Source organism: Congregibacter variabilis, assembly GCF_045689235.1.
In the GTDB taxonomy this organism is placed as follows: Bacteria; Pseudomonadota; Gammaproteobacteria; order Pseudomonadales; family Halieaceae; genus Congregibacter; species Congregibacter variabilis.
This window is the reverse complement of sequence record NZ_CP136864.1, coordinates 332,518-352,088: the sequence shown is the minus strand read 5'-3', so window position 1 is coordinate 352,088 and position 19,571 is coordinate 332,518. Positions and strand designations below refer to the sequence as shown.

Genomic DNA, 19,571 nt, shown 5'->3' with positions numbered 1-19,571 from the left:
CTGGACCTGTATAACCCCAAAACTAGCACAAGGAACTGAACAGTCTATGCCCTTAGCCCTCAACACCGTCATTCGCTGGAGTCTACGGTTTTACCTGGGCTACCTGTTGCTGTGTTTGCTGGTGCTCATGCCTGCCCTGAATATTCTGGCACCTCGCATTGTTGATTCAACACTGAACCGGGAACTGCGTAGCGAACTGCTGCTGTTCAACCCCTTCACACTGACGCTGGAAGCGCGAGATGTGACGATTGTTGAATCCGGTGGTCATGAGCCTCTGGGTTTTGAGTCACTGCGCATCAACCTATCGCTGGAAAGCCTCTGGAATCCTGGGGTTGTTCTTGACGCCTTCATTATTGAAGCATTGGACGTGCATGTTCTGCGTGGTGCTGACGGCGTATTCCATTTTGCTGATCTAAGCAGTCCTCCACAGGAACCTGAGACCGAAGCCTCATCCGCAGCTATCGGGCTAACCATTCACAAGTTGTTGGTCGAAGCCCACACCCTGCGTTTTACAGACGAAACGCGAGCCGGTCCTTACACCACAGCACAAAGTGATTTTCGCGTACGGACAGAAAACCTCACTACAGTACCGGACCGCCAAAGTAATGGAGATCTGGTTGTCACAGGCGATGGCGGTGGAACCCTGCGCTGGCGCGGACTACTTGAGGTCCATGCAGGAAACAGCAATGGCCAGATCACCTTGGAAGACATCGATCTCACGCCGCTATGGCGCTATGAGGCCGAAACGCTGCCCTTTGTGGTTAATGGCGCCAAGTTCAGCGCCGTATTGAATTACCAGGTAGATTGGAACGACGAGCTGCAAGCCACCTTAAGCGATAGCCAACTTCGCTTTCACGATGCAAGTATCAGCCCCAATGATACGGACGCCCTACCCAATACATCGGTGGAACTGGCCGAACTTGGGGTCACGGGCATTGACGTCGATCTAAGTAAAAGTGCCATCGCGGTTACAGCGCTTGACTTAGCTGGACTTCGTGTCAGCGGTTTTGACGAGGAAGGCCGGCCTAGTCTGATGGCGATGTTCGGTCTCGATCCGGCTTCCCAAAACGACCAAGAGCAAAGCCCAACCACCCAACAAAGCGCCCCTGACACTCCGGCAGACGCCCAAGCGCCCTGGCAAATAAATTTAGAGTCTTTCTCGCTCAGCGAGAGCGAGCTACTCTGGAGAACCGCTTATCTATCGCCTGAGGTGCTGAGCGTCTCACCGATAAATGTGCAGGCCAAACAGATCAAATGGCCCGCACAGGCCAATAGCCCCTTCAGTCTTAAGTTAGCCATTAACGACGTCACCCGTCTGGGCATTACCGGAGATTTCAACATCGCCAGGGGCGACGGTGAGGCTAACGTTGATCTCCAGCAATGGCCACTGCCCTGGCTTAATCCTGTACTGAGCGAGCAGGCGCACGCCAAATTTGGTCGCGGGGACTTATCGCTGCAATCAAATGTGCAACTGCTAGATTTTTCTCCGAGCAAGCTTAGGGCCGGCATTAAGATAGAAGACTACAGCACCGTTCTCGATGCGACCGGCGAAGAGGCTTTCACCTTCCAAACATTGCAGCTCGATGGGATCGATGTCGATCTAAAAGCCCAGGCACTCATTGTTGACAGCATCCTCCTCCAGCGTCCATCTGGCTCACTGCACATTCGCGAAGATGGCACCATCAACGTCAACGGCATAGTCAGAAGCACTCCCGACGACCCTACGCCCTCGGAACCGCAAGAGAGCGCTGAGCAAAGTACTCCCTGGCGAGTACAGCTTGCCAATATTGCGCTTCGAGAAGGCCGCCTGGACTTTGCTGATGCATCGCTTCCACTGCATTTTAAAACGCTCATCGACGGTATCGAAGCCGATATCAAAGATGTCGATACTGCATCTGAAAAACCGCTGAATCTTGAATTCAAGGGCTCGGTCGATGGCTATGCGCCCGTTGTCATTCTTGGTAGTGGCAAGCCCTTTGCGCAGCAGCGCGACGGTGAACTGCGCTTCACCTTCCGCGGCATGGATATTGCCACCATGTCTCCCTATGCCGGCACCTACGCGGGTTACACCCTGGACAGTGGCACGCTGAGTTTAGACCTTCGCTATGCCCTGGACGGTCAGTCTCTCGAAGGGGACAACCGTATCGTTATATCCCAAATGGAGCTCGGTGAGCCGGTAGAGAGCGAACTTGCCATCGATGCCCCACTAAAACTGGGTATCGCCCTACTGACCGATAGCGATGGCGTCATTGATCTCTCTGTACCGATAAGTGGCGATGTGGATTCACCAGACTTTTCCCTGGGACCCATCATTGGTAGAGCCATCACCAACATAATCGTCAAGGCGGTCACCGCTCCCTTTAGCCTCCTCGCTGGTCTGGTAGGGAGCGATGATGACCTTGAGAACGTCGCCTTCAAGGCGGGAAGCAGTTCGCTGGACGCGGACGCTCGACGAGCGATAGATGCGCTTGGCAAAGCCTTAGCTGAACGGCCTCAGCTAAGTCTGCAAATTGCCGGCGGCGCTGACCCTGTCAATGACGTGAGCGCACTCAAAGAAAGCCGGCTACGAACACAGTTTTCAGAGCAAGGTTTTGATGAGGCGATGGTTGAGGGGCAGACCGGAGCGTTTTTAGAAGCCCTCAAAGCGCGCTACGACGCTCTGGGCATACAAGGTGATACCGGCAGCAACGAAGATGCCGTCAGCAAGAGCATAGATGCCACGATGATGTGGCGCGCTCTAGTGGACAACACAGCCCTGCCATCGGGAGCGCTACAAGACCTCGCGACATCGAGAGCGGCAGCAGCGAAACGCGAACTGGTCACTATCGGAGGAATCGATCCTGCACGCGTCTCCATTAGCTTTGGAACCGATCTAGCTAAAAGTGGCGTGCAAATGATCGTCGACAGTTAAGGCCTAAACAGCGTCCGCAAGAGCCAGAGAGTCCTGCAGCGCGCGTTTTACGAACTTGCCGTTTGCATTGCGCGGCAGCGGCTCTGAGAGCAGCCACAGATAGCGTGGGACTTTGAAGGGTGCAACATACTGCTTGCAGTGTTCACGCAGTGCCCCGGCATCAAGGGTTTCTCCGGGCGCGACGTAAACCGCGGCACCGACCTCCTCGCCCAGACGCTCATCAGGCACGGCAAAAGCAACACACTCAGCCACGGCATCATGGTGGAAAAGCGCATTCTCGACTTCTGCGCAGTACACATTTTCGCCACCGCGAAGAACCATGTCTTTGGCTCGGTCAACGAGATAAATAAAGCCGTCATCATCGATGTAAGCAATGTCGCCCGTACGCAACCATCCATCGACGATACTCTCTGCAGTGGCATCTGGCCGATTGAGGTAACCCTTGACCACCGGTGCGCCGCGTACCACCAGCTCACCGATTTCATTGGGTGGTAAATCAGCGCCATTCGCGTCGATACACTTGGCTTCCAAGGTCGGCATCGCCGGTCCGACGCTGGTGGGTCGATCAAGGAAAAACTCCAGCGCGAGGGCGGCAATGATTCCGCAGGTTTCGGTCATACCGTAACCGGTGTTTGGACGCGTGCCGGGCATTGCTTGTGGCACTTTGCCCACAAGGTCCGGTTGCATAGCCGCGCCACCGCCGCCAATAGTCTTCAGAGACGATACATCCCGGGTGGCGAAATCCGGATGCATGATGATCTCCCGTGTCATCATTGGAACAGCGCTAAAGGCCGAAACTTTTTCTTGCTCAATGAGCCGCAAAGCTTCCGCCGCGTCCCATTTATACATGTGAACCAGGCAGCCACCCACCAGCGTCGCCACATGAGCCACACAGTTGTTTGCGGTAACGTGAAAAAGCGGCGTCGCCACCAATGCTCGAATCGGCGTATCACTCCCCGGGGCAGCAGGCTCCTGCCCGGCAGCATAGGCCAGTGCTCTTGGCTGCACGGAATTAATAAAGGCAACATTCATCACGTTGTTAACACAGCCCCGATGCGTCAGCTGCGCGCCCTTTGGTCGCCCGGTAGTACCTGAGGTATAAAAAATACAGGCATCCGCATCAGCGTCGATCTGAACCTCTGGCAGCTCGGGTTCAGCTGCCAGAAGAGAGTCCCAGCTCTCTGCCCAGGCGGGCACTTCGGATTTGGGCCGTACCGCGACTACGCGGATCTCAGGAAACTTTTCGCGTATCTCGTCAAATCTCTGAAGGCGTTCCTCATCTGCGATCAATACCCTGGGCTCTGAGTCCTGCAGCGCGTACTCCATTTCGTGGGGAACCCACCAGGCATTCATACCTACAACCACTGCACCCATACTGGTAATCGCCCAGTAAGCAAGCATCCACTCGGGATAATTGCGCATGGCTATAGCTACGCGATCACCAGGCTTAACCCCCAAGCCCGCCAAAGCATTGGCAATGGACGCAACGCGCCGATGCGCTTCGCTATAGCTGATTCGCTCATCCTGATAAATGAGATAGTCGTTGTCTCCATGTCCGGCCGACGCAAGCCAGAGGTCTCGCAGAGAATTCGGCGCATGTACGTAACTCAGGATCTCTACGCCGTTAACAGGCACTCGATGGACTTCAAACATTTGACCCGGCGCCGTGAATTCGCCCCAAGCCTTCTTTAACTCTGCGTACATATTGGGTTCCTGTTTTATCTTATTTTTCTGATGACGGAGAAACTCTGACGCCACCTCGTTCGGCCAGCGAGCATAGCTTCCCCGCCGCGCAGTGACAACTTTTCTCAACTCAGTGCTAACACGACGCCCGTTAACCGGTTGGCAATGAATTGCAAGCGAGGGCAAGCTGCTGCAAACTCGCCCGCTCGCACGATAGTCAGAGCCGAATATGAGCACACAAACTCTCAACATCGAAGCACTACAAAACTACCTGCAAGACAAGCTGCCGGGTTTCTCGGGCCAGTTGCACGCCGAGAAATTTGCCGGCGGTCAGTCCAATCCCACATTTCTACTGAGCGATGACACGCAAAAGTGGGTACTGCGAAGAAAGCCACCGGGTGAGCTATTGGCCTCGGCGCACGCAGTAGATCGCGAATATCGCGTCCTCAGTGCGCTCTGGGACACCGATGTACCGGTAGCAAAAACATACCTTCTGTGCGAAGACGAGAGCATTATCGGATCCATGTTCTACATCATGGAATATCTGGACGGTCGGGTATTTTGGGATCCAGAGTTGCCCGAGGTCTCCTCAAATAAAGAGCGCACTGCAATTTATGAGGATATGAACCGGGTACTTGCTGCACTTCATTCCGTTGATCCCCTGGCCGTTGGGCTTGAAGATTTCGGTAGGCCCGGCAATTATTTTGAACGTCAGGTGAGCCGCTGGACCAAGCAATATCGAGCATCAGAAACAGAGCATAGTCCGGCAATGGAACGCTTGATTGAGTGGCTTCCCGCCAACATGCCCCAGGACGATGGTTCCGTAAGCCTGGTACACGGTGATTTTCGCTTGGACAATCTGATGTTTCATCCCACGGAGCCCCGCATCATCGGTATTCTTGACTGGGAACTATCTACGCTTGGCCATCCTTTGGCGGACCTGTCCTATCAGGTTATGGCATGGCAGATGCCTGCCGGTGACGGCCTACGAGGCCTGGCAGGCTGTGATCGAGCGGCATTGGGTATCCCCTCCGATGAGGAATACATTGCAAGTTACTGCCAGCGCACTGGTCGTGCGGATATTGCGCATTGGAGTTTTTATCTGGTGTTTTGTTTCTTCCGTCTCGCAGCTATTTTGCAAGGCGTCAAAAAACGCTCTCTCATCGGCACTGCCTCAAGTGCAGAAGCCACAGCCAAGGGCGCTTTAGTAGAGCCCCTGGCTGAGATGGGTGTCAGCTACATCGACAGGTAATCACGCAGCGTCACTCACCGGCTCATCCTTTTTTGAGGTTTTACCCGCTGAGGGCGCGCTGTGCGCCCTCCCCTTAAGGGATTTTTTCGGCGCTCGCTTCACGGCTTTCTTGCGCACCGGCTTTGTCGTCGGTGCAGATGCTGTTTTTTCAAGGCGCTGAGACCCGGTCTCACGCATTGCCTCTCTATCGGAGCGCGTAGGCGCGGGCCGGCGACGGGACGCTCTCGGCCGCTGATACTTATCACCCTCGGGACGCAAGTCGCCGTATTCAAAGCGGTGCAAAATTTCCTCCATGGTGCGGGATATTTTGGTGCAGGTGCGGATCGACTCCACCGCCGGAAAAGACGAACGCTCACCGGCTTCCATGAGTTCCATAAGTTCCTTTTCAGAGAGATGCGCAAGGATCTTGCCCGGGTTATACCAGCGGAAACTCGGCACGATATTTATATCCCCGCTGTACTCCTGGTCCATAAGTGCATGCACACCATTAAGCAACAGGTTAAACCGTGGCCAGGTGTCCCCTTGCCGCTGAGCGACACCACGATAGAAGTTGAGCATTTCTCGCCCCATCCCCACGCCCAGGGATCCCAGAGCCCGAGTTAGCTGGCTACGCTCTTTACCGCCGTTGAGAAACGGTGTGGCGATAGGGTTCACCATGCTCACAATGTAGTGGTTGGTGCTGTACAGACGGGACAGACGCTTGGCAGGCAGGTCGTCGGCAATACTGCCGTCTACCCAGCGACGCGTAGGCAAATAGGGTTGAGCCTCATCATGAACATTTCTGGCCATGAGCGTTACCGGTGGAAAAACACCGGGCACGGCACAGGAAGCCATAACAGCCGAGCGCACAAATACGTTGGGTGACGTGATCGCATTCAGTAGTCGCGAACGCTGGTGCGGCTCTGCCGGGGCGACGGTAATGCTGATTTGCCGCCCAGTCTTCTCGTAGGCTTCCTGAAACGTCAGATCCGGCACCAGCCGCGCGATAATCTGTTCGAGGTCCCCTACATCAATCTGAGTATTGCTGCCAAAAAACATGCGCGAAAACGCAGTCGCTTCCCGCTCTGCCTCAAAGTGCACATTTGCCGGATCATAGAATCTCTTGAGTTCTTTGTCCGTATGCGTGCCCACGACTCCAGCCACCAAAGAGCCGGCACTGGCACCAGAAATCACCCGCGGCAGTAAATTCTGTTCCAGAAGCGTCTTCACCACACCCAGATGGTAAAAGCCCAGCACCCCACCGCCGCTGAGCATGAGGGCCGAGCGACCAAAACATATGTTCGCCCGGTAGAAGAAATCCATCTTCTGCTGAATGTCTATTTCCTTGACGTCCAGGTCAGCGAGGTAGCGCAGGGCATCATCAATCTCGTCGATGTATTGCTCTATCAGTTGCTTGGTCCCAAATTTGGCCCGGCGATACAAAGAACTGCGCCCCATACCCCCCATATTCCCGTGAATACCTTCATTGAGCGTAAACAGCAGTCCCTGATAGTCATTGCGGACCCGCAAGCTGCGCAAACGGTCCAGGCGCAGGCGAATCTGTGCGTAATCGTACTGACGACTCTGGTCCACATCGCGCCAACGTTTCGCGCCGCTCGTTTCGTCATGTAGCTTCGCAGCGTCAGCCCAATCATCATAATTCAGGGCGGAATCCATAGTCTTTTCAATCTTCTTGAGCTTTCGCGACGACATTGCTTCTCCTAGTGCGCAAGCTGGGAACCCACGCAGCATAACTCACCTTCGGCCTCTGTAAACATTACCAAAAGTAACAAACAAGCGGGACAGCTGATAAGTTATAAATACGAAAGTGGATGTTTTTCAGTCACATAGACTCTAAACTGCGTGCCCATCGAACGGCCATCGCCCTAAAAGGACTCTGTTTTGCGCGCCTACCTCGTCGCAGCCGCCCTGCTTCTGGCACTCCTCGGAGGCACTGCCCTGTACATTCAGCAGCGATCGGCCTCCGGGACATCTGGGGACTACAGACCACCTCCGGCAACCATCGCAGCGGGTGTCGCGGTAGAACGCCAATGGCGGGAAACAATTGACGCCGTGGGTACCATTCGGGCGGCCCGGGGCATATTGCTCACCGCCGAGACCAGCGGCGACATTACCGCCATTCACGTCGAGTCCGGCGACAACGTAGACGTCGGGCAAGCCTTAATCGGCATTGACGAAGAGTTCGAGGTCGCCACACGAAAAAGACTCGAGGCCCGCTTACTGCTCGCTGATCAGTTGTACCAGCGCGACGCACGCTTGATCAAAGAAAACTCCATCCCCCAAAGCCAGTTGGATCAATCGCGCGCGGACCTGCAGTCAGCGCAGGCAGAGCTTGCAGAAATAGATGCCACCTTAAAGAACAAACGCATCAGCGCACCTTTCCCCGGACGTCTGGGAATCTTTCAGGTGCGGGTCGGCGACTACGTGGAGGCCGGCACGCCGCTGGTGACATTGCAGGATGTGTCGCAGTTGGAAGTGGATTTTTCTGTGCCAGACCGGTATGCCCCCTTGATGAAGCCGGGATTAAGCATCAGTCTGCGTACCGCTGCCTATCCGGACCGTGTCTTTTGGGCGACACTGCGGGCCGTAGATTCTCAAATTGATGAGAACACTCGAAACCTGCAGATCCGAGCAAGTATCGATAAAGGCGAGGGCTTACTGCCCGGCATGTTTGCCGGGCTGATTATTGATCTAAACCGCGAAACCACGCGGGTATTCGTGCCTGAAACAGCCGTGAGCTATTCCCTGCAAGGTAACCTTGTGTACGTGATTGAAGAGGATGATCAGGGCCTTTTTGTGAGCCCCAGGATCGTAAAAACTCTTGCGGCCAACAATGGCGAGGTTGCCATTGCCAGCGGTATTTCTGATGGAGAACGGGTGGTCACGGCGGGACAGAATAAACTGTATCGCGACGCCCGGGTCCAGATTGCTGCAGATGCAGGCATCTAGGCTATGCGCTTTACAGACATATTCATCCAGCGACCGGTTCTGTCCCTTGTTCTGAGCGCGCTGATCCTCATTGCAGGGCTCGCCTCTCTTAGCAAGATAACGCTCCGGGAATTTCCAGAGCTGGAGCGAAGCGTTATCTCTGTCACTACGGTTTATCCGGGCGCGAACTCTCGAACCATCCAGGGCTTTGTTACAACGCCACTGCAAGTCAACATAGCTGGCGCGCGTGGCGTCGAGTACATCAGTTCCTCGAGCAATCCGGGCATTTCTTCCATTACCGTTCACGTTCGCCTCGGCGTGAACACCTCACAGGTACTCACCGAAGTCATTGCCAAGGTCAATGAAGCACGAGACGAACTTCCCGATGACGTGCTCGATCCCGTGATATCCACCGCAAGTGGCGGTGACGCAATGATGTATCTCGCATTTGTCAGTGAACAGATGACGCCGTTTCAAGTCACTGACTATCTGCTGCGCAGTGTGCAGCCGGAACTGGCCACCATCGAAGGCGTGGGCAAAGCCGGCATTTTCGGCCGCTATCTGGCCATGCGTATTTGGCTGGACCCGGTGCGGATGGCGGCGCTGAATGTTACGGCCAATGATATCAACGCGGCTATACGGCGTGACAATGTGATCAGCACCGCCGGGGCGACCGAGGGCCAATGGGTCCGCGTCACCGTGGATGCACTCACGGGCATGCGCACTGAGCAGGAGTTTAGAGCGCTCGTAGTTCGCCAGGATGAAGATAGACAGGTACGCCTCGGTGATGTGGCCGAAGTGGAGCTTGCCGCTGAAAATAACCAAACGCGCAGTTCTACCAGCGGAAGAGACGCCGTCTTTATGTCAATCACGCCGGCTCCAGACGCCAATCCTTTGGCCGTATCCAGCGCCGTGCATGCAATTCTCCCCTCCATCGAAGCAAACCTCCCCGCCGACATCGAAATGATTATGGATTGGGATAGCTCCGTCGCCATTGATGACGCGCTTGGGGAAGTCATGAGCACACTTCTTGAAGCCGGGCTCATTGTGATCTTCGTAATCTTTCTCTTCTTAGGCTCTTTACGAGTCGTACTGATTCCTTTGGTCGCTATCCCGCTATCTCTTATCGGCGTGGTGTTCATCATGCTCAGCATGGGATTTTCCTTGAATCTTTTGACCTTGCTGGCAATGGTGATTGCTATCGGGCTTGTCGTCGACGACGCCATTGTGGTGGTAGAAAATGTGCACCGTCATATCGAAGAAGGTTCCGCGCCGATGCGGGCCGCCATCGACGGCGCTAGAGAAGTAGCACTCCCGGTAATTGCGATGACGCTAACACTGGCCGCTGTTTATGCCCCCATTGCGTTTATCGGAGGTCTCACCGGTGCGCTGTTCAGTGAGTTCGCGCTGACCCTCGCCGGCGCGGTACTCGTTTCTGGAGTCGTGGCGCTCACCCTGAGCCCCATGATGGCTTCCCGTTTTTTGCAGGGCCACGATGAGCAGGGACGTTTTGCCGATAGTCTTGACCGCTTTTTCCATCGGATGAACCTTGCTTATCAGCGATTACTTGATCACTGCCTGAACAATCGCGGCGCGGTTCTAATGTTTACCGCCGGCATTTTGCTAAGCATTCCCGTTTTGTTTTTCATCAGCCAGCGTGAGTTAGCACCGGAGGAAGATACGGGGTCACTCTACGTCGTAGGCTCCGCGCCAAGTTACGCCAACCTCGATTACGTTTCGCTGTTTCTCGATCAGGTCGTAGACATCTGGAAGGAGATCCCCGAGATAAATTCTTCCTGGCAGGTCGCCCAGCCCGACAGCAATTTTGGCGGACTTAACATGACGCCCTGGAAAGAGCGCAGCCGCACTCAACAGGAGGTACAACGGGAGCTACAGGCAAAGCTTGGCAGCGTCTCAGGCATGGAAATGTTCAGCTTCGGCACCCCTGCACTTCCGGGATCAGATTCGGGTTTACCCCTGAGCTTCGTCATCGCATCCACCGCCGGCTATGAGCAGGTAGAACGTGTGGGCGAGGAACTAGTTACCGCCGCGCGAGAATCGGGCCTGTTCACTTTCATCAATCAAAGTCTTGATTTCAATCGACCGGAAATCAGCGTAGATATCGATCGAGAACTCGCTGCAAGACTCGGCATATCCATGCAGGACATCGCAAACACGCTTGCGGTCATGCTTGGAGAGGCCGAGGTAAATCGATTCACTCGAGAAGGGCGCAGTTACAAGGTCATTCCTCAGGCGGGAAGAAACTTCAGGCTGACGCAATCAGAGCTGGAGAAGTATTACCTGCGCACAAGCGGCGGAGATCTGGTGCCATTATCCAGTGTCATCAGCCTGCGAACCCGTGTAGAGCCGAACAGCCTTTCACAGTATCAACAGCTCAATAGCAGCACGCTGCAGGGCATGATGATGCCGCCCAACACCTTGGGAGACGGTCTGAGCTTTTTAGAGGCGCGCCTACAGGAAATAGCGCCCAGGGGCTTTCGCGTGGGCTATACCGGCACATCCCGGCGCTATGTTCAGGAAAGTGCGACTTTTCCAATACTGTTTGGAATGTCACTGCTGTTGATTTTTCTTGTGCTCGCCGCGCAGTTCAACAGTTTTCGCGATCCTCTGGTGGTCCTGATAGCGGTACCTCTATCAATTTTTGGCGCAATGCTACCCATAGCGATGGGGGCGATGACTCTAAACATTTACACACAAATTGGATTACTGACGCTTATCGGCCTCATCGCCAAACACGGCATCTTAATTGTGGAGTTTGCCAATCAGCTAGCCCAGCAAGGCGTTGATCGTCGCAGCGCGGTGCTCCAGGCGGCAACGCTGCGTTTGCGCCCCATTCTGATGACCACCTTTGCAACGGTGCTTGGGGTGCTGCCCTTAGTCCTGGCGAGCGGACCCGGTGCAAATGCGCGCTTTGGTATAGGCCTTACAATCACCGCCGGCATGCTCATTGGGACGGTATTCACCCTGTTTGTGCTGCCTGTCTTCTACCTGCCCTGGGTACAAGACGTGATGGCCACTGAAGACACCGTGGTAGTCCCCGAGCCTTCCCAGGGCGCGGGATAAGTAAGATCGAGACTTTTTAGTCCGTTTACTCTTTTGCCGAGTCGTCACGAGCAGCGGCTCGATACTCCTCCACCAGATGGCGTTTATACAATTTGCCATTATCGAGGCGCGGAAGGTTCTCGTTAAAATCGATAGAGCGAGGAATCTTGATGTGCGACAAACGCTCCCGAAGCCACTCCATCAATTCGATAGCAACCTCGTCCGTGGCATCCACCCAGTTTTGCGGCTGAATGACTGCCTTTACTTCCTCGCCAAACTCCTCGTGAGGAACACCGAACACTGCCACATCGGCTACTTTATCGTGGGTAATAAGTAAGTTTTCAACTTCCTGAGGGTAAATATTGACCCCGCCGCTAATGATCATGAAGTGCTTGCGATCGGTCAGATAAAGATAATCTTCCTCATCGAGATACCCCACATCTCCCGTGGTTGCCCAACCACGTTCGTTATAGGAAGCCGCCGTTTTTTCTGGCTCATTGTGGTACTCAAAAGTCGCCTGAGGACCGCTGAAGTAAATTGTCCCCACCTCTCCAGGCGGTACCTCTTTGCCCTCATCATCCACGACGTGCACTTTGCCCATTATGGCGCGGCCCACCGATCCCTTGTGCGATAGCCACTGCGGCGAATCAATGAGTGTCGCGCCCGCTGCTTCGCTGGCCGCGTAGTACTCCACAATCACCGGTCCCCACCAGTCAATCATCCGCTCTTTGGTTTCAATGGGACACGGCGCTGCAGCATGAATCGCGAACTGCATGGAACTCACATCGTATTTGCTGCGCACCTCCTCGGGAAGTTTCAGCATCCGCACAAACATAATCGGCACCCACTGGCTGTGGGTAGCGCGGTGCTCTTCAATAAGCGCCAGGGCCCGCTCAGGGTCAAAGTGCTCCATTACGACGGTGGTTCCGCCCATGTAGAGTGTCAGCATGTTGTAGTGCAAAGGAGCTGCGTGGTACAGCGGTGCCGGAGACAGATAAACCGTTTCGTCACTAAACCCAAAGGCCGCGCCCAGAGTGCCCGCCAGCATATGTGGCGCATGCACATCATCAGACTCTGGAGGCACGAAAACGCCCTTTGGCTGGCCTGTGGTCCCCGATGAGTAAAGCATGGGAACGCCGTTTGCCTGATCTTCAATAGGCGTTTCTGGCTGACTGTCTACGGCCTCCTCCCAGGATTCGAAACCCGGGCGAATGCCCCCCACCATGAGCCGGTGACTCACACTTGAGGCAGCCGCCACTGCATCCTGTGCAACCTTGGCCACCGCAGGAGAAGCGATAAACAGGCGGGCCCCACAATTCTCCAAAATGTAGGCAGTTTCGTCAGCCTGTAAATGACTGCTGATAGGTGTGTAGATAAGCCCCGCCCGCTGAGCACCCCAACAGATCTCAAGGTACTCCCGCCGATTCTCCATCATCAGGGCGATGTGGTCGCCTTTATCGAGCCCCAGAGACCGAAACAGCTGGGCTGCCTGATTCGAACGCTCGTCGAGTTCACGATAGGTCACCATCGCCCCGCTATCGCCCATAATGATGGCAGGCTTGTGTGGATAGAGTATGGCAGTCTCGCTGGGGTGCGGCATCACGGATTCCTTCGATTTTTATTTTGCACGTATGCAGATACTATAGAAAATGCTGCCTCTCAGGTACTCTCCCAAGCGCTGATTTTAAGTTTCACCGGACGGTCAATTTCGTGAAAGAACTTACAAACATCTCTCCCTCAGAACTTCGAGAACACATTCGAACCGGCGGCTTCACGGGTAACACTTCCGGCTTCGCTCCGGGCTTCGTGCAATGTAATCTCGTAATTCTTCCGTCAAAGTGGGCGGCTGACTTTCTGCGTTTTTGTCAGGCCAATCCAAAACCCTGCCCGCTCATTGCCTGCAGTGCGACACCCGGGGACCCGGGGCTAGCAACACTTGGCGATATCGATATTCGCCGCGACATCCCGTCCTACCGCATCTTTCGCGATGGCGTACTAGCCGAGGAGCGTTCGGATATTGTGGAGCTGTGGAACGACGATCTCATGACCTTTGCCCTGGGCTGTTCCTTCTCTTTTGAAGAGGCTCTCATCGGCGCAGGCCTTGATGTGCGCAACATTACTGAAGGCGTTAACGTACCGATGTACAGGACTAACATTCCCTGTGAATCTGCAGGACCGTTTAGCGGCAACATGGTGGTCAGTATGCGGCCTTTTTCTCCGGCCAATGCGATACGCGCCATTCAAATTTGCAGTCGCTTTCCTGCGGTACATGGCGCGCCCGTGCACATAGGCGACCCCGCGGCCATCGGCATTGCCGATATCAACACGCCGGATTACGGTGATGCGGTGAGCATTCTGGACGGCGAAATACCGCTGTACTGGGCCTGCGGCGTCACTCCACAGGTCGCATTGGAAAATGCGGCACCTCCGCTGGCCATAACCCACACTCCGGGTTGCATGCTGGTCACCGACAAACGAAATTCTGAACTGGCTGTATTTTAGGAGAGCTGCAAGTGTTGCTTAACTGCGATTTGGGCGAAAGCTATGGTAACTGGCGTATGGGTCTGGACGAAGAAGTCATGCCCTTTCTCGATCAAGCTAACGTGGCCTGTGGCTTTCATGGCGGTGATCCCCTCACCATGGAAAAAACACTCAAGCTCGCTGCTGAGCACAATGTTTGTGTGGGCGCTCACCCCGCCTATCCCGATCTTGTCGGTTTTGGCCGGCGCAGTATGGCGCTCTCTTGTGAGGAGCTTCGCAGCACTTTGCTCTATCAAATTGCAGCTCTGGATGGCATGGCCCAAACCATGGGTGTTCGTATCGAATACGTGAAGCCCCACGGCGCCCTGTACAACGACATGATGGCCGACGGCGCGGTTCGCGAAACGGTTATGCAAACCGTCGCGGAGTATGTAAAGCCGCTGCGCTTAATGCTTCAGGCCACCGCTGAAAGCGACCAACATCAGAAAGAAGCGGCGGCTCTGGGACTACCTCTTTGGTTCGAGGCTTTTGCGGATCGCTGTTATGACGATGATGGTCGCCTCCTCTCCCGACGCAAGCCAGGTGCGGTGCACGATCGCGCTCGCATGCTCGCTCAGGTTGAACAACTGGCGCGCGAGGCAAGTGTTACGACCGTATCGGGCAAGACGCTGGCTCTAGAGGTAGACACTCTGTGCGTGCATGGCGATAACGCTGAAGGCGTGCAGGCCATTCGGGAAATCAGGCAACTGTTAGCCCATGCCTAAGTCTGCACATATCCAGTGCGCGGGCGAAGCAGCGCTGATCGTTTATCTGGGCGACGAGAGTTCCCCCGAGGTGGCAGCCCGCGTGCAGGCACTGGGCGATTCCCTTCGCCAATCCCTAGGCACGATTCTCGTTGACCTGATCCCCTCGTATGCGTCCTTACTGGTTCTCTACGACCCATTGCGCAGCGATCGCTATCACGTAAGCCAACGCATCAGGGCCAGTCTGGAAGATCTACCGGTGATCACCGCCAGTAACGGCCGACTGGTTGAGATTCCCGTGTATTACTCCCCCGAGAGTGGAGAAGACCTTGAGAGTCTGGCCATCAGCAAAGGACTCTCAACACAGGAAGTCATCGACATACACAGCGAGCAGGAATACCGCGTGTATGCCATTGGTTTTGCCCCCGGGTTTGCCTACCTCGGCGATGTCGATACCCGTATTGCCGCGCCGCGTCTGAGCACCCCAAGGCAAAGCGTTCCCCGGGGCGCGGTGGCAATTGCTGATCGACAGACAGCGGTATACCCGGCGTCCTCGCCCGGTGGCTGGAATCTTATTGGACGCTCGCCACTGAAAATGTTCGATCCTCTGGCTAAAGAACCCATGCCGGTTCACGTAGGTGATCGCGTGCGCTTTACACCGATAGGTCGTGCTGATTTTCTGGCAGCTGGCGGCAGCCTATGACCGCTCTGGAAGTCATTCAACCAGGACTTCTTAGTCTGCTTCAGGATCGTGGGCGCTTTGCGCAGGCGGCCATTGGCCTGACCACCGGCGGCCCCATGGATCCCCTTGCTGCTTCTCTTGCCAACAGGCTGCTGCAGAACTCTGCCAATGCCACCCTGATCGAAGTAAGTTTTGGCGGACTTGTACTTCGAGCGAGGACTAAAACGCAGATCGCCGTCACCGGAGCGACCTTGCCACTGGGTATTGATGGCAAAGAACAGGCAATGTGGTCTGTGATCGAGGTCGCCGAGGGAGAAGAAATTAACCTGGGTTTTAGCGAGACCGGCTGCCGCAGTTACCTGGCGGTGCGCGGTGGCTTTGATATTCCCGACAGCTTCGGCAGTAGCTCGACGGTGGTACGTGAAGGTATTGGCGGACTCAATGGACAACGGCTGACTGTCGGCGATGAGCTGCCTATTCATGCCGTGGATGCTGCACAAGAACTATGGCTGCCACCGAGGATGCGGCCCCGGTATCATCATCGCGCAACCGTGCGCGTGATACCGGGTTACCAGTACGCGCATTTTCCGCGCCTGGAACAGCGACGATTCTTCGGCAGCGAATACACCGTAACGGACCGCTGTGATCGCATGGGTTACCGATTGGAAGGTCCCGCCATCGCCTGCGACATTCAGGGGATTCTTTCCGAAGGAATCGCACCGGGGGCCATACAAATTCCTGCAGACGGCCAACCTATAGCGCTGCTCAATGACCGGCAGACCATCGGTGGCTACCCAAAAATCGGCTGCGCTCTGTCTCTGGATTGTGCCGCTTTAGGACAATTACGTCCTGGGGATACCGTGATATTTACACCCATATCAGAACACTACGCGCACAATGCCCTGCATTTAGCCGACGCTTTTGAGCGCTCCAGACATCTGGAGCCTACACCCAGATGACCCTGTCTGATCTGACTGAAGCCGTTGAGCACCTGTTGGTAGCGAGAAACCTCAGGCGCATGGCAGAGCTGCGACCGGCTCTCAATCCTGGTTACGCGCTGCGGGCGGCAAGAATGCTCGATAGCGCTCAAACCGTGCTCATTGGAACCGGCTTTCCGGTAGACGAAACCTTCGAGACCGATGGTCCCCTGGGTGCCATCGCGCTTTATCAGGCGTTGGAACTCCTCGGAAAGACCTGCCATCTTGCCTGCGCAGACCCCCTGGCCAGCGCCTTATCAAAAGATTTTCGCGTGCTTAAACTTCAGGCGTTCAATGTTGCACAAGGACGCGCCGAAGCGCAGACCAACCTCGATTTACTCAAACCGGATGTTGTCCTCTCCATAGAGAGACCTGGGCTGGCCGAGGACAACCGCTACTACAATATGCGTGGGGAGGACATCTCGCCACGCTGTGCCGTATTTGATTACTATCTGACCCTGGCTTCCTGCCCCAGCATTGCCATTGGGGACGGTGGGAATGAGATAGGTATGGGGAAACTCAGCGCAGAAGTCAGTGCATTGGATATACATGCTGCAGCAACGAGCTGCGACGAATTACTGGTTGCTGATGTCTCAAATTGGGGCGGCTATGCATTGATTGCAGTACTGGAAGCAATTACCGAAACACCATTGCTGCCGCATGTTACTCATCATGAAACGCTTGGCTACCTTTCCCAACTCGGTAGCGTTGACGGTGTAACGCGAGAAAACACCATGACAGAAGATGGCTTGCCTGCAGCGGCGGGCGCAGATTTATTGGATCAGCTCAGCCACTTGGTGGCGCAGCTGGATCCTCAGAAGGAGTACCCAGCACCATGAACCAGGTTTATTTGAATGGCGAATTCATGCCCATGAGTGAGGCCAAAATATCGCCCATGGACCGGGGGTTTCTTTTTGGTGACGGCATCTATGAAGTCATCCCATCCTACAGTGGTAAAAGCGTCGGCCTTGGCCCACATCTTTCGCGGATGCAAGAGGGACTGAATGCTATTGAGTTATCGATGACCGTCGATCACGCCGAGTGGCGAGACATTTGTGAAAAGTTAGCCCGGTCCAATGATGGCGATAACCTGGGTATCTATATTCAGGTTAGTCGCGGGGCAGACAGCAAACGCAATCACGCGATGCCCGTGGGCATTGAGGCAACGCGTTTTGCTTTTGCCTTTGAGATTCCGCCGCCGCCTAAAGCCGATAAAGCTACTGCCACACGCTACGAAGTGTCGGCAACCCGGGATTTACGCTGGCAGCGATGCAACATCAAATCTACGTCGCTGCTAGGCAACGTTATGCACTATCAGCACGGTCACTCCCGAGGCCATCACGAGACAATTCTGTTTAACGCCAACGACGAACTCACGGAAGCTGCTGCCTGCAACGTTTTCATCGTCAAGGACGGAGTCATCGCGACGCCTCTGCTTGACCATCAAAAACTTCCGGGCATCACCCGACTGATGCTTTTGGACATGCTCAAGAAGCACTCTGCGCGCAGCGTTGAAGAGCGCGTAATCCACCGCCAGGAGGTCTTCGATGCCGATGAAGTGTGGCTCACCAGTTCCAGCAAGGAAGTAGCCCCGGTCGTCTCTATCGAAGGCTGCCCGGTGGGCACCGGAGAAGTCGGCGACGTGTGGCTCGAAGCAGAGACTCTATTCAGCCAGCACCGTTACGAGTACTAAGGTGACCCGGCCGACACACGCCCAAATTTTTCCTGAAAATATCGCGCATAACGCCCGGCGCGTTCGCGAGCTGGCACCCAACTCTCGCATCATGGCCTGCGTTAAGGCAGATGCCTATGGTCATGATATTGGCGCAAGCAGTGACGCACTCGCTAATTACGTGGACGGCTTTGCCGTGGCATGCATCGAAGAAGCACTCACTCTGCGCAGCCAGCACATCGATAAGCCCATCTTAATGCTCGAGGGACCGCAAAGCGCCGATGAGATTGCTGAGGCTTTGAATAAAAACCTGACGCTGTGCATTAACGACTGGCATCAGCTGGAATGGCTCGAAGAAGCCGGCGTGAACGATGCCCTCCCCTGCTGGCTCAAGATTGACACAGGAATGCATCGCCTGGGTTTCCAACCGCAGTCGATCCCAGAAGCGCTCAAGCGACTTGCGCCGCACATCAAAGTCTCGGAGCTCGTGCTGTGCACTCATTTTTCCAGCGCTGATCTTCCGGGCGCTAACGGCGTCAGTGAACAACTAAAGTGTTTTGATGACTCGGTCTCTCATACGGGGTTCTTCCAAAGCACTGCTAATTCGGCCGCAATCATTCGCGCGCCCTTGAGCCACCGTGATTGGGTCCGTCCGGGTTACATGCTCTATGGGGGCTCCCCGCTGGCAGACACCCCGCCCGGTGATCTAAACCTCAAGCCGGCGATGGAGTTTAGCGCTCAAGTCATCAGTGTAAGAGATGTGCCCCAGGGCGAGCGCGTAGGTTATAGCGGTCGCTGGGAGGCGCGGCGCCCTTCCAGAATTGCCACCATCGCCGCAGGCTACGGCGACGGCTACCCACGTCATGCCCCGGACGGAACCCCCGTATTTATCGATGGCCAGCGTCTACCGCTCGCGGGCCGGGTGTCTATGGATATGATTACTGTAGATGTAACGGACCATACAGCGGTTCAGATCGGCTCCCGCGCTGTCCTTTGGGGATTCCAGCCGGGCGTTGACGAGGTCGCAAGGCACAGCGACACCATTGGTTATGAGCTGCTTGCGGGAATGCCCAAGCGCGTACCGCGTGTTGTAGAAAAGCGGTAAATTCAAACGCCGCATGAGTCCTTTGGCACAGGCCCGTGAATCCTTTACCCCGTTTCCTACGTAAATCTCTGTAA

General features: G+C 55.3%; 14 protein-coding genes. 11 read left to right on the top strand and 3 right to left on the bottom strand.

All coding sequences use genetic code 11. The features are described from left to right. The first annotated feature begins 46 nt into the window (after nt 1-46). Nucleotides 47-2,911: a DUF748 domain-containing protein gene (locus R0135_RS01555; protein WP_407348508.1), complete on the top strand. Its 2,865-nt coding sequence runs from the start codon at nt 47-49 to the stop codon at nt 2,909-2,911. A 3-nt stretch (nt 2,912-2,914) separates the two neighbouring features. Here the strand turns inward: R0135_RS01555 and R0135_RS01550 are convergent, their stop codons facing one another. Continuing rightward, complete coding sequence (locus tag R0135_RS01550) at nt 2,915-4,615, bottom strand: class I adenylate-forming enzyme family protein (protein ID WP_407348507.1); 1,701 nt, start codon at nt 4,613-4,615, stop codon at nt 2,915-2,917. Between the two features lie 208 nt (nt 4,616-4,823). On the opposite strand from R0135_RS01550, the gene R0135_RS01545 reads away from it, so the two are divergent. After that, entirely contained in the window at nt 4,824-5,846 is a 1,023-nt protein-coding gene (locus tag R0135_RS01545; RefSeq protein WP_407348506.1) for a phosphotransferase family protein, read from the top strand. On the opposite strand, the gene R0135_RS01540 is transcribed toward R0135_RS01545, so the two are convergent. Beyond that, nucleotides 5,847-7,538: a DUF3336 domain-containing protein gene (locus tag R0135_RS01540; protein WP_407348505.1), complete on the bottom strand. Its 1,692-nt coding sequence runs from the start codon at nt 7,536-7,538 to the stop codon at nt 5,847-5,849. A 189-nt stretch (nt 7,539-7,727) separates the two neighbouring features. Between R0135_RS01540 and R0135_RS01535 the strand changes: the two genes are divergently transcribed. Both R0135_RS01535 and R0135_RS01530 read left to right on the top strand, forming a co-directional pair. Continuing rightward, the gene (locus R0135_RS01535) at nt 7,728-8,795 is read left to right on the top strand and encodes an efflux RND transporter periplasmic adaptor subunit (RefSeq protein WP_407348504.1); all 1,068 of its coding nucleotides are present in this window, start codon (nt 7,728-7,730) and stop codon (nt 8,793-8,795) included. 3 nt (nt 8,796-8,798) lie between these two features. Continuing rightward, on the top strand, nt 8,799-11,858 hold the full coding sequence (locus R0135_RS01530; protein ID WP_407348503.1) for an efflux RND transporter permease subunit: 3,060 nt from the start codon (nt 8,799-8,801) through the stop codon (nt 11,856-11,858). 25 nt (nt 11,859-11,883) lie between these two features. On the opposite strand, the gene R0135_RS01525 is transcribed toward R0135_RS01530, so the two are convergent. Beyond that, the gene (locus R0135_RS01525) at nt 11,884-13,437 is read right to left on the bottom strand and encodes an acyl-CoA synthetase (RefSeq protein WP_407348502.1); all 1,554 of its coding nucleotides are present in this window, start codon (nt 13,435-13,437) and stop codon (nt 11,884-11,886) included. Between the two features lie 110 nt (nt 13,438-13,547). Here R0135_RS01525 and R0135_RS01520 point away from each other — a divergent pair, with 110 nt between their 5' ends. From R0135_RS01520 to alr, 7 genes are read left to right on the top strand one after another with little or no spacing between them, the layout of a single operon-like run. Continuing rightward, nucleotides 13,548-14,339: a putative hydro-lyase gene (locus R0135_RS01520; protein WP_407348501.1), complete on the top strand. Its 792-nt coding sequence runs from the start codon at nt 13,548-13,550 to the stop codon at nt 14,337-14,339. An 11-nt stretch (nt 14,340-14,350) separates the two neighbouring features. Next, the gene (locus tag R0135_RS01515) at nt 14,351-15,082 is read left to right on the top strand and encodes a 5-oxoprolinase subunit PxpA (RefSeq protein ID WP_407348500.1); all 732 of its coding nucleotides are present in this window, start codon (nt 14,351-14,353) and stop codon (nt 15,080-15,082) included. Then, nucleotides 15,075-15,764: a 5-oxoprolinase subunit PxpB gene (pxpB, locus tag R0135_RS01510; protein WP_407348499.1), complete on the top strand. Its 690-nt coding sequence runs from the start codon at nt 15,075-15,077 to the stop codon at nt 15,762-15,764. The genes R0135_RS01515 and pxpB overlap by 8 nt, the downstream gene beginning before the upstream one ends. Next, nucleotides 15,761-16,702: a biotin-dependent carboxyltransferase family protein gene (locus R0135_RS01505; protein WP_407348498.1), complete on the top strand. Its 942-nt coding sequence runs from the start codon at nt 15,761-15,763 to the stop codon at nt 16,700-16,702. The genes pxpB and R0135_RS01505 overlap by 4 nt, the downstream gene beginning before the upstream one ends. Continuing rightward, on the top strand, nt 16,699-17,559 hold the full coding sequence (locus R0135_RS01500) for a glutamate cyclase domain-containing protein (RefSeq protein ID WP_407348497.1): 861 nt from the start codon (nt 16,699-16,701) through the stop codon (nt 17,557-17,559). The genes R0135_RS01505 and R0135_RS01500 overlap by 4 nt, the downstream gene beginning before the upstream one ends. Beyond that, complete coding sequence (locus R0135_RS01495) at nt 17,556-18,413, top strand: aminotransferase class IV (protein WP_407348496.1); 858 nt, start codon at nt 17,556-17,558, stop codon at nt 18,411-18,413. The genes R0135_RS01500 and R0135_RS01495 overlap by 4 nt, the downstream gene beginning before the upstream one ends. Nucleotide 18,414: 1 nt before the next feature. Then, nucleotides 18,415-19,497: an alanine racemase gene (gene alr, locus R0135_RS01490; RefSeq protein WP_407348495.1), complete on the top strand. Its 1,083-nt coding sequence runs from the start codon at nt 18,415-18,417 to the stop codon at nt 19,495-19,497. Nucleotides 19,498-19,571 lie beyond the last annotated feature (74 nt).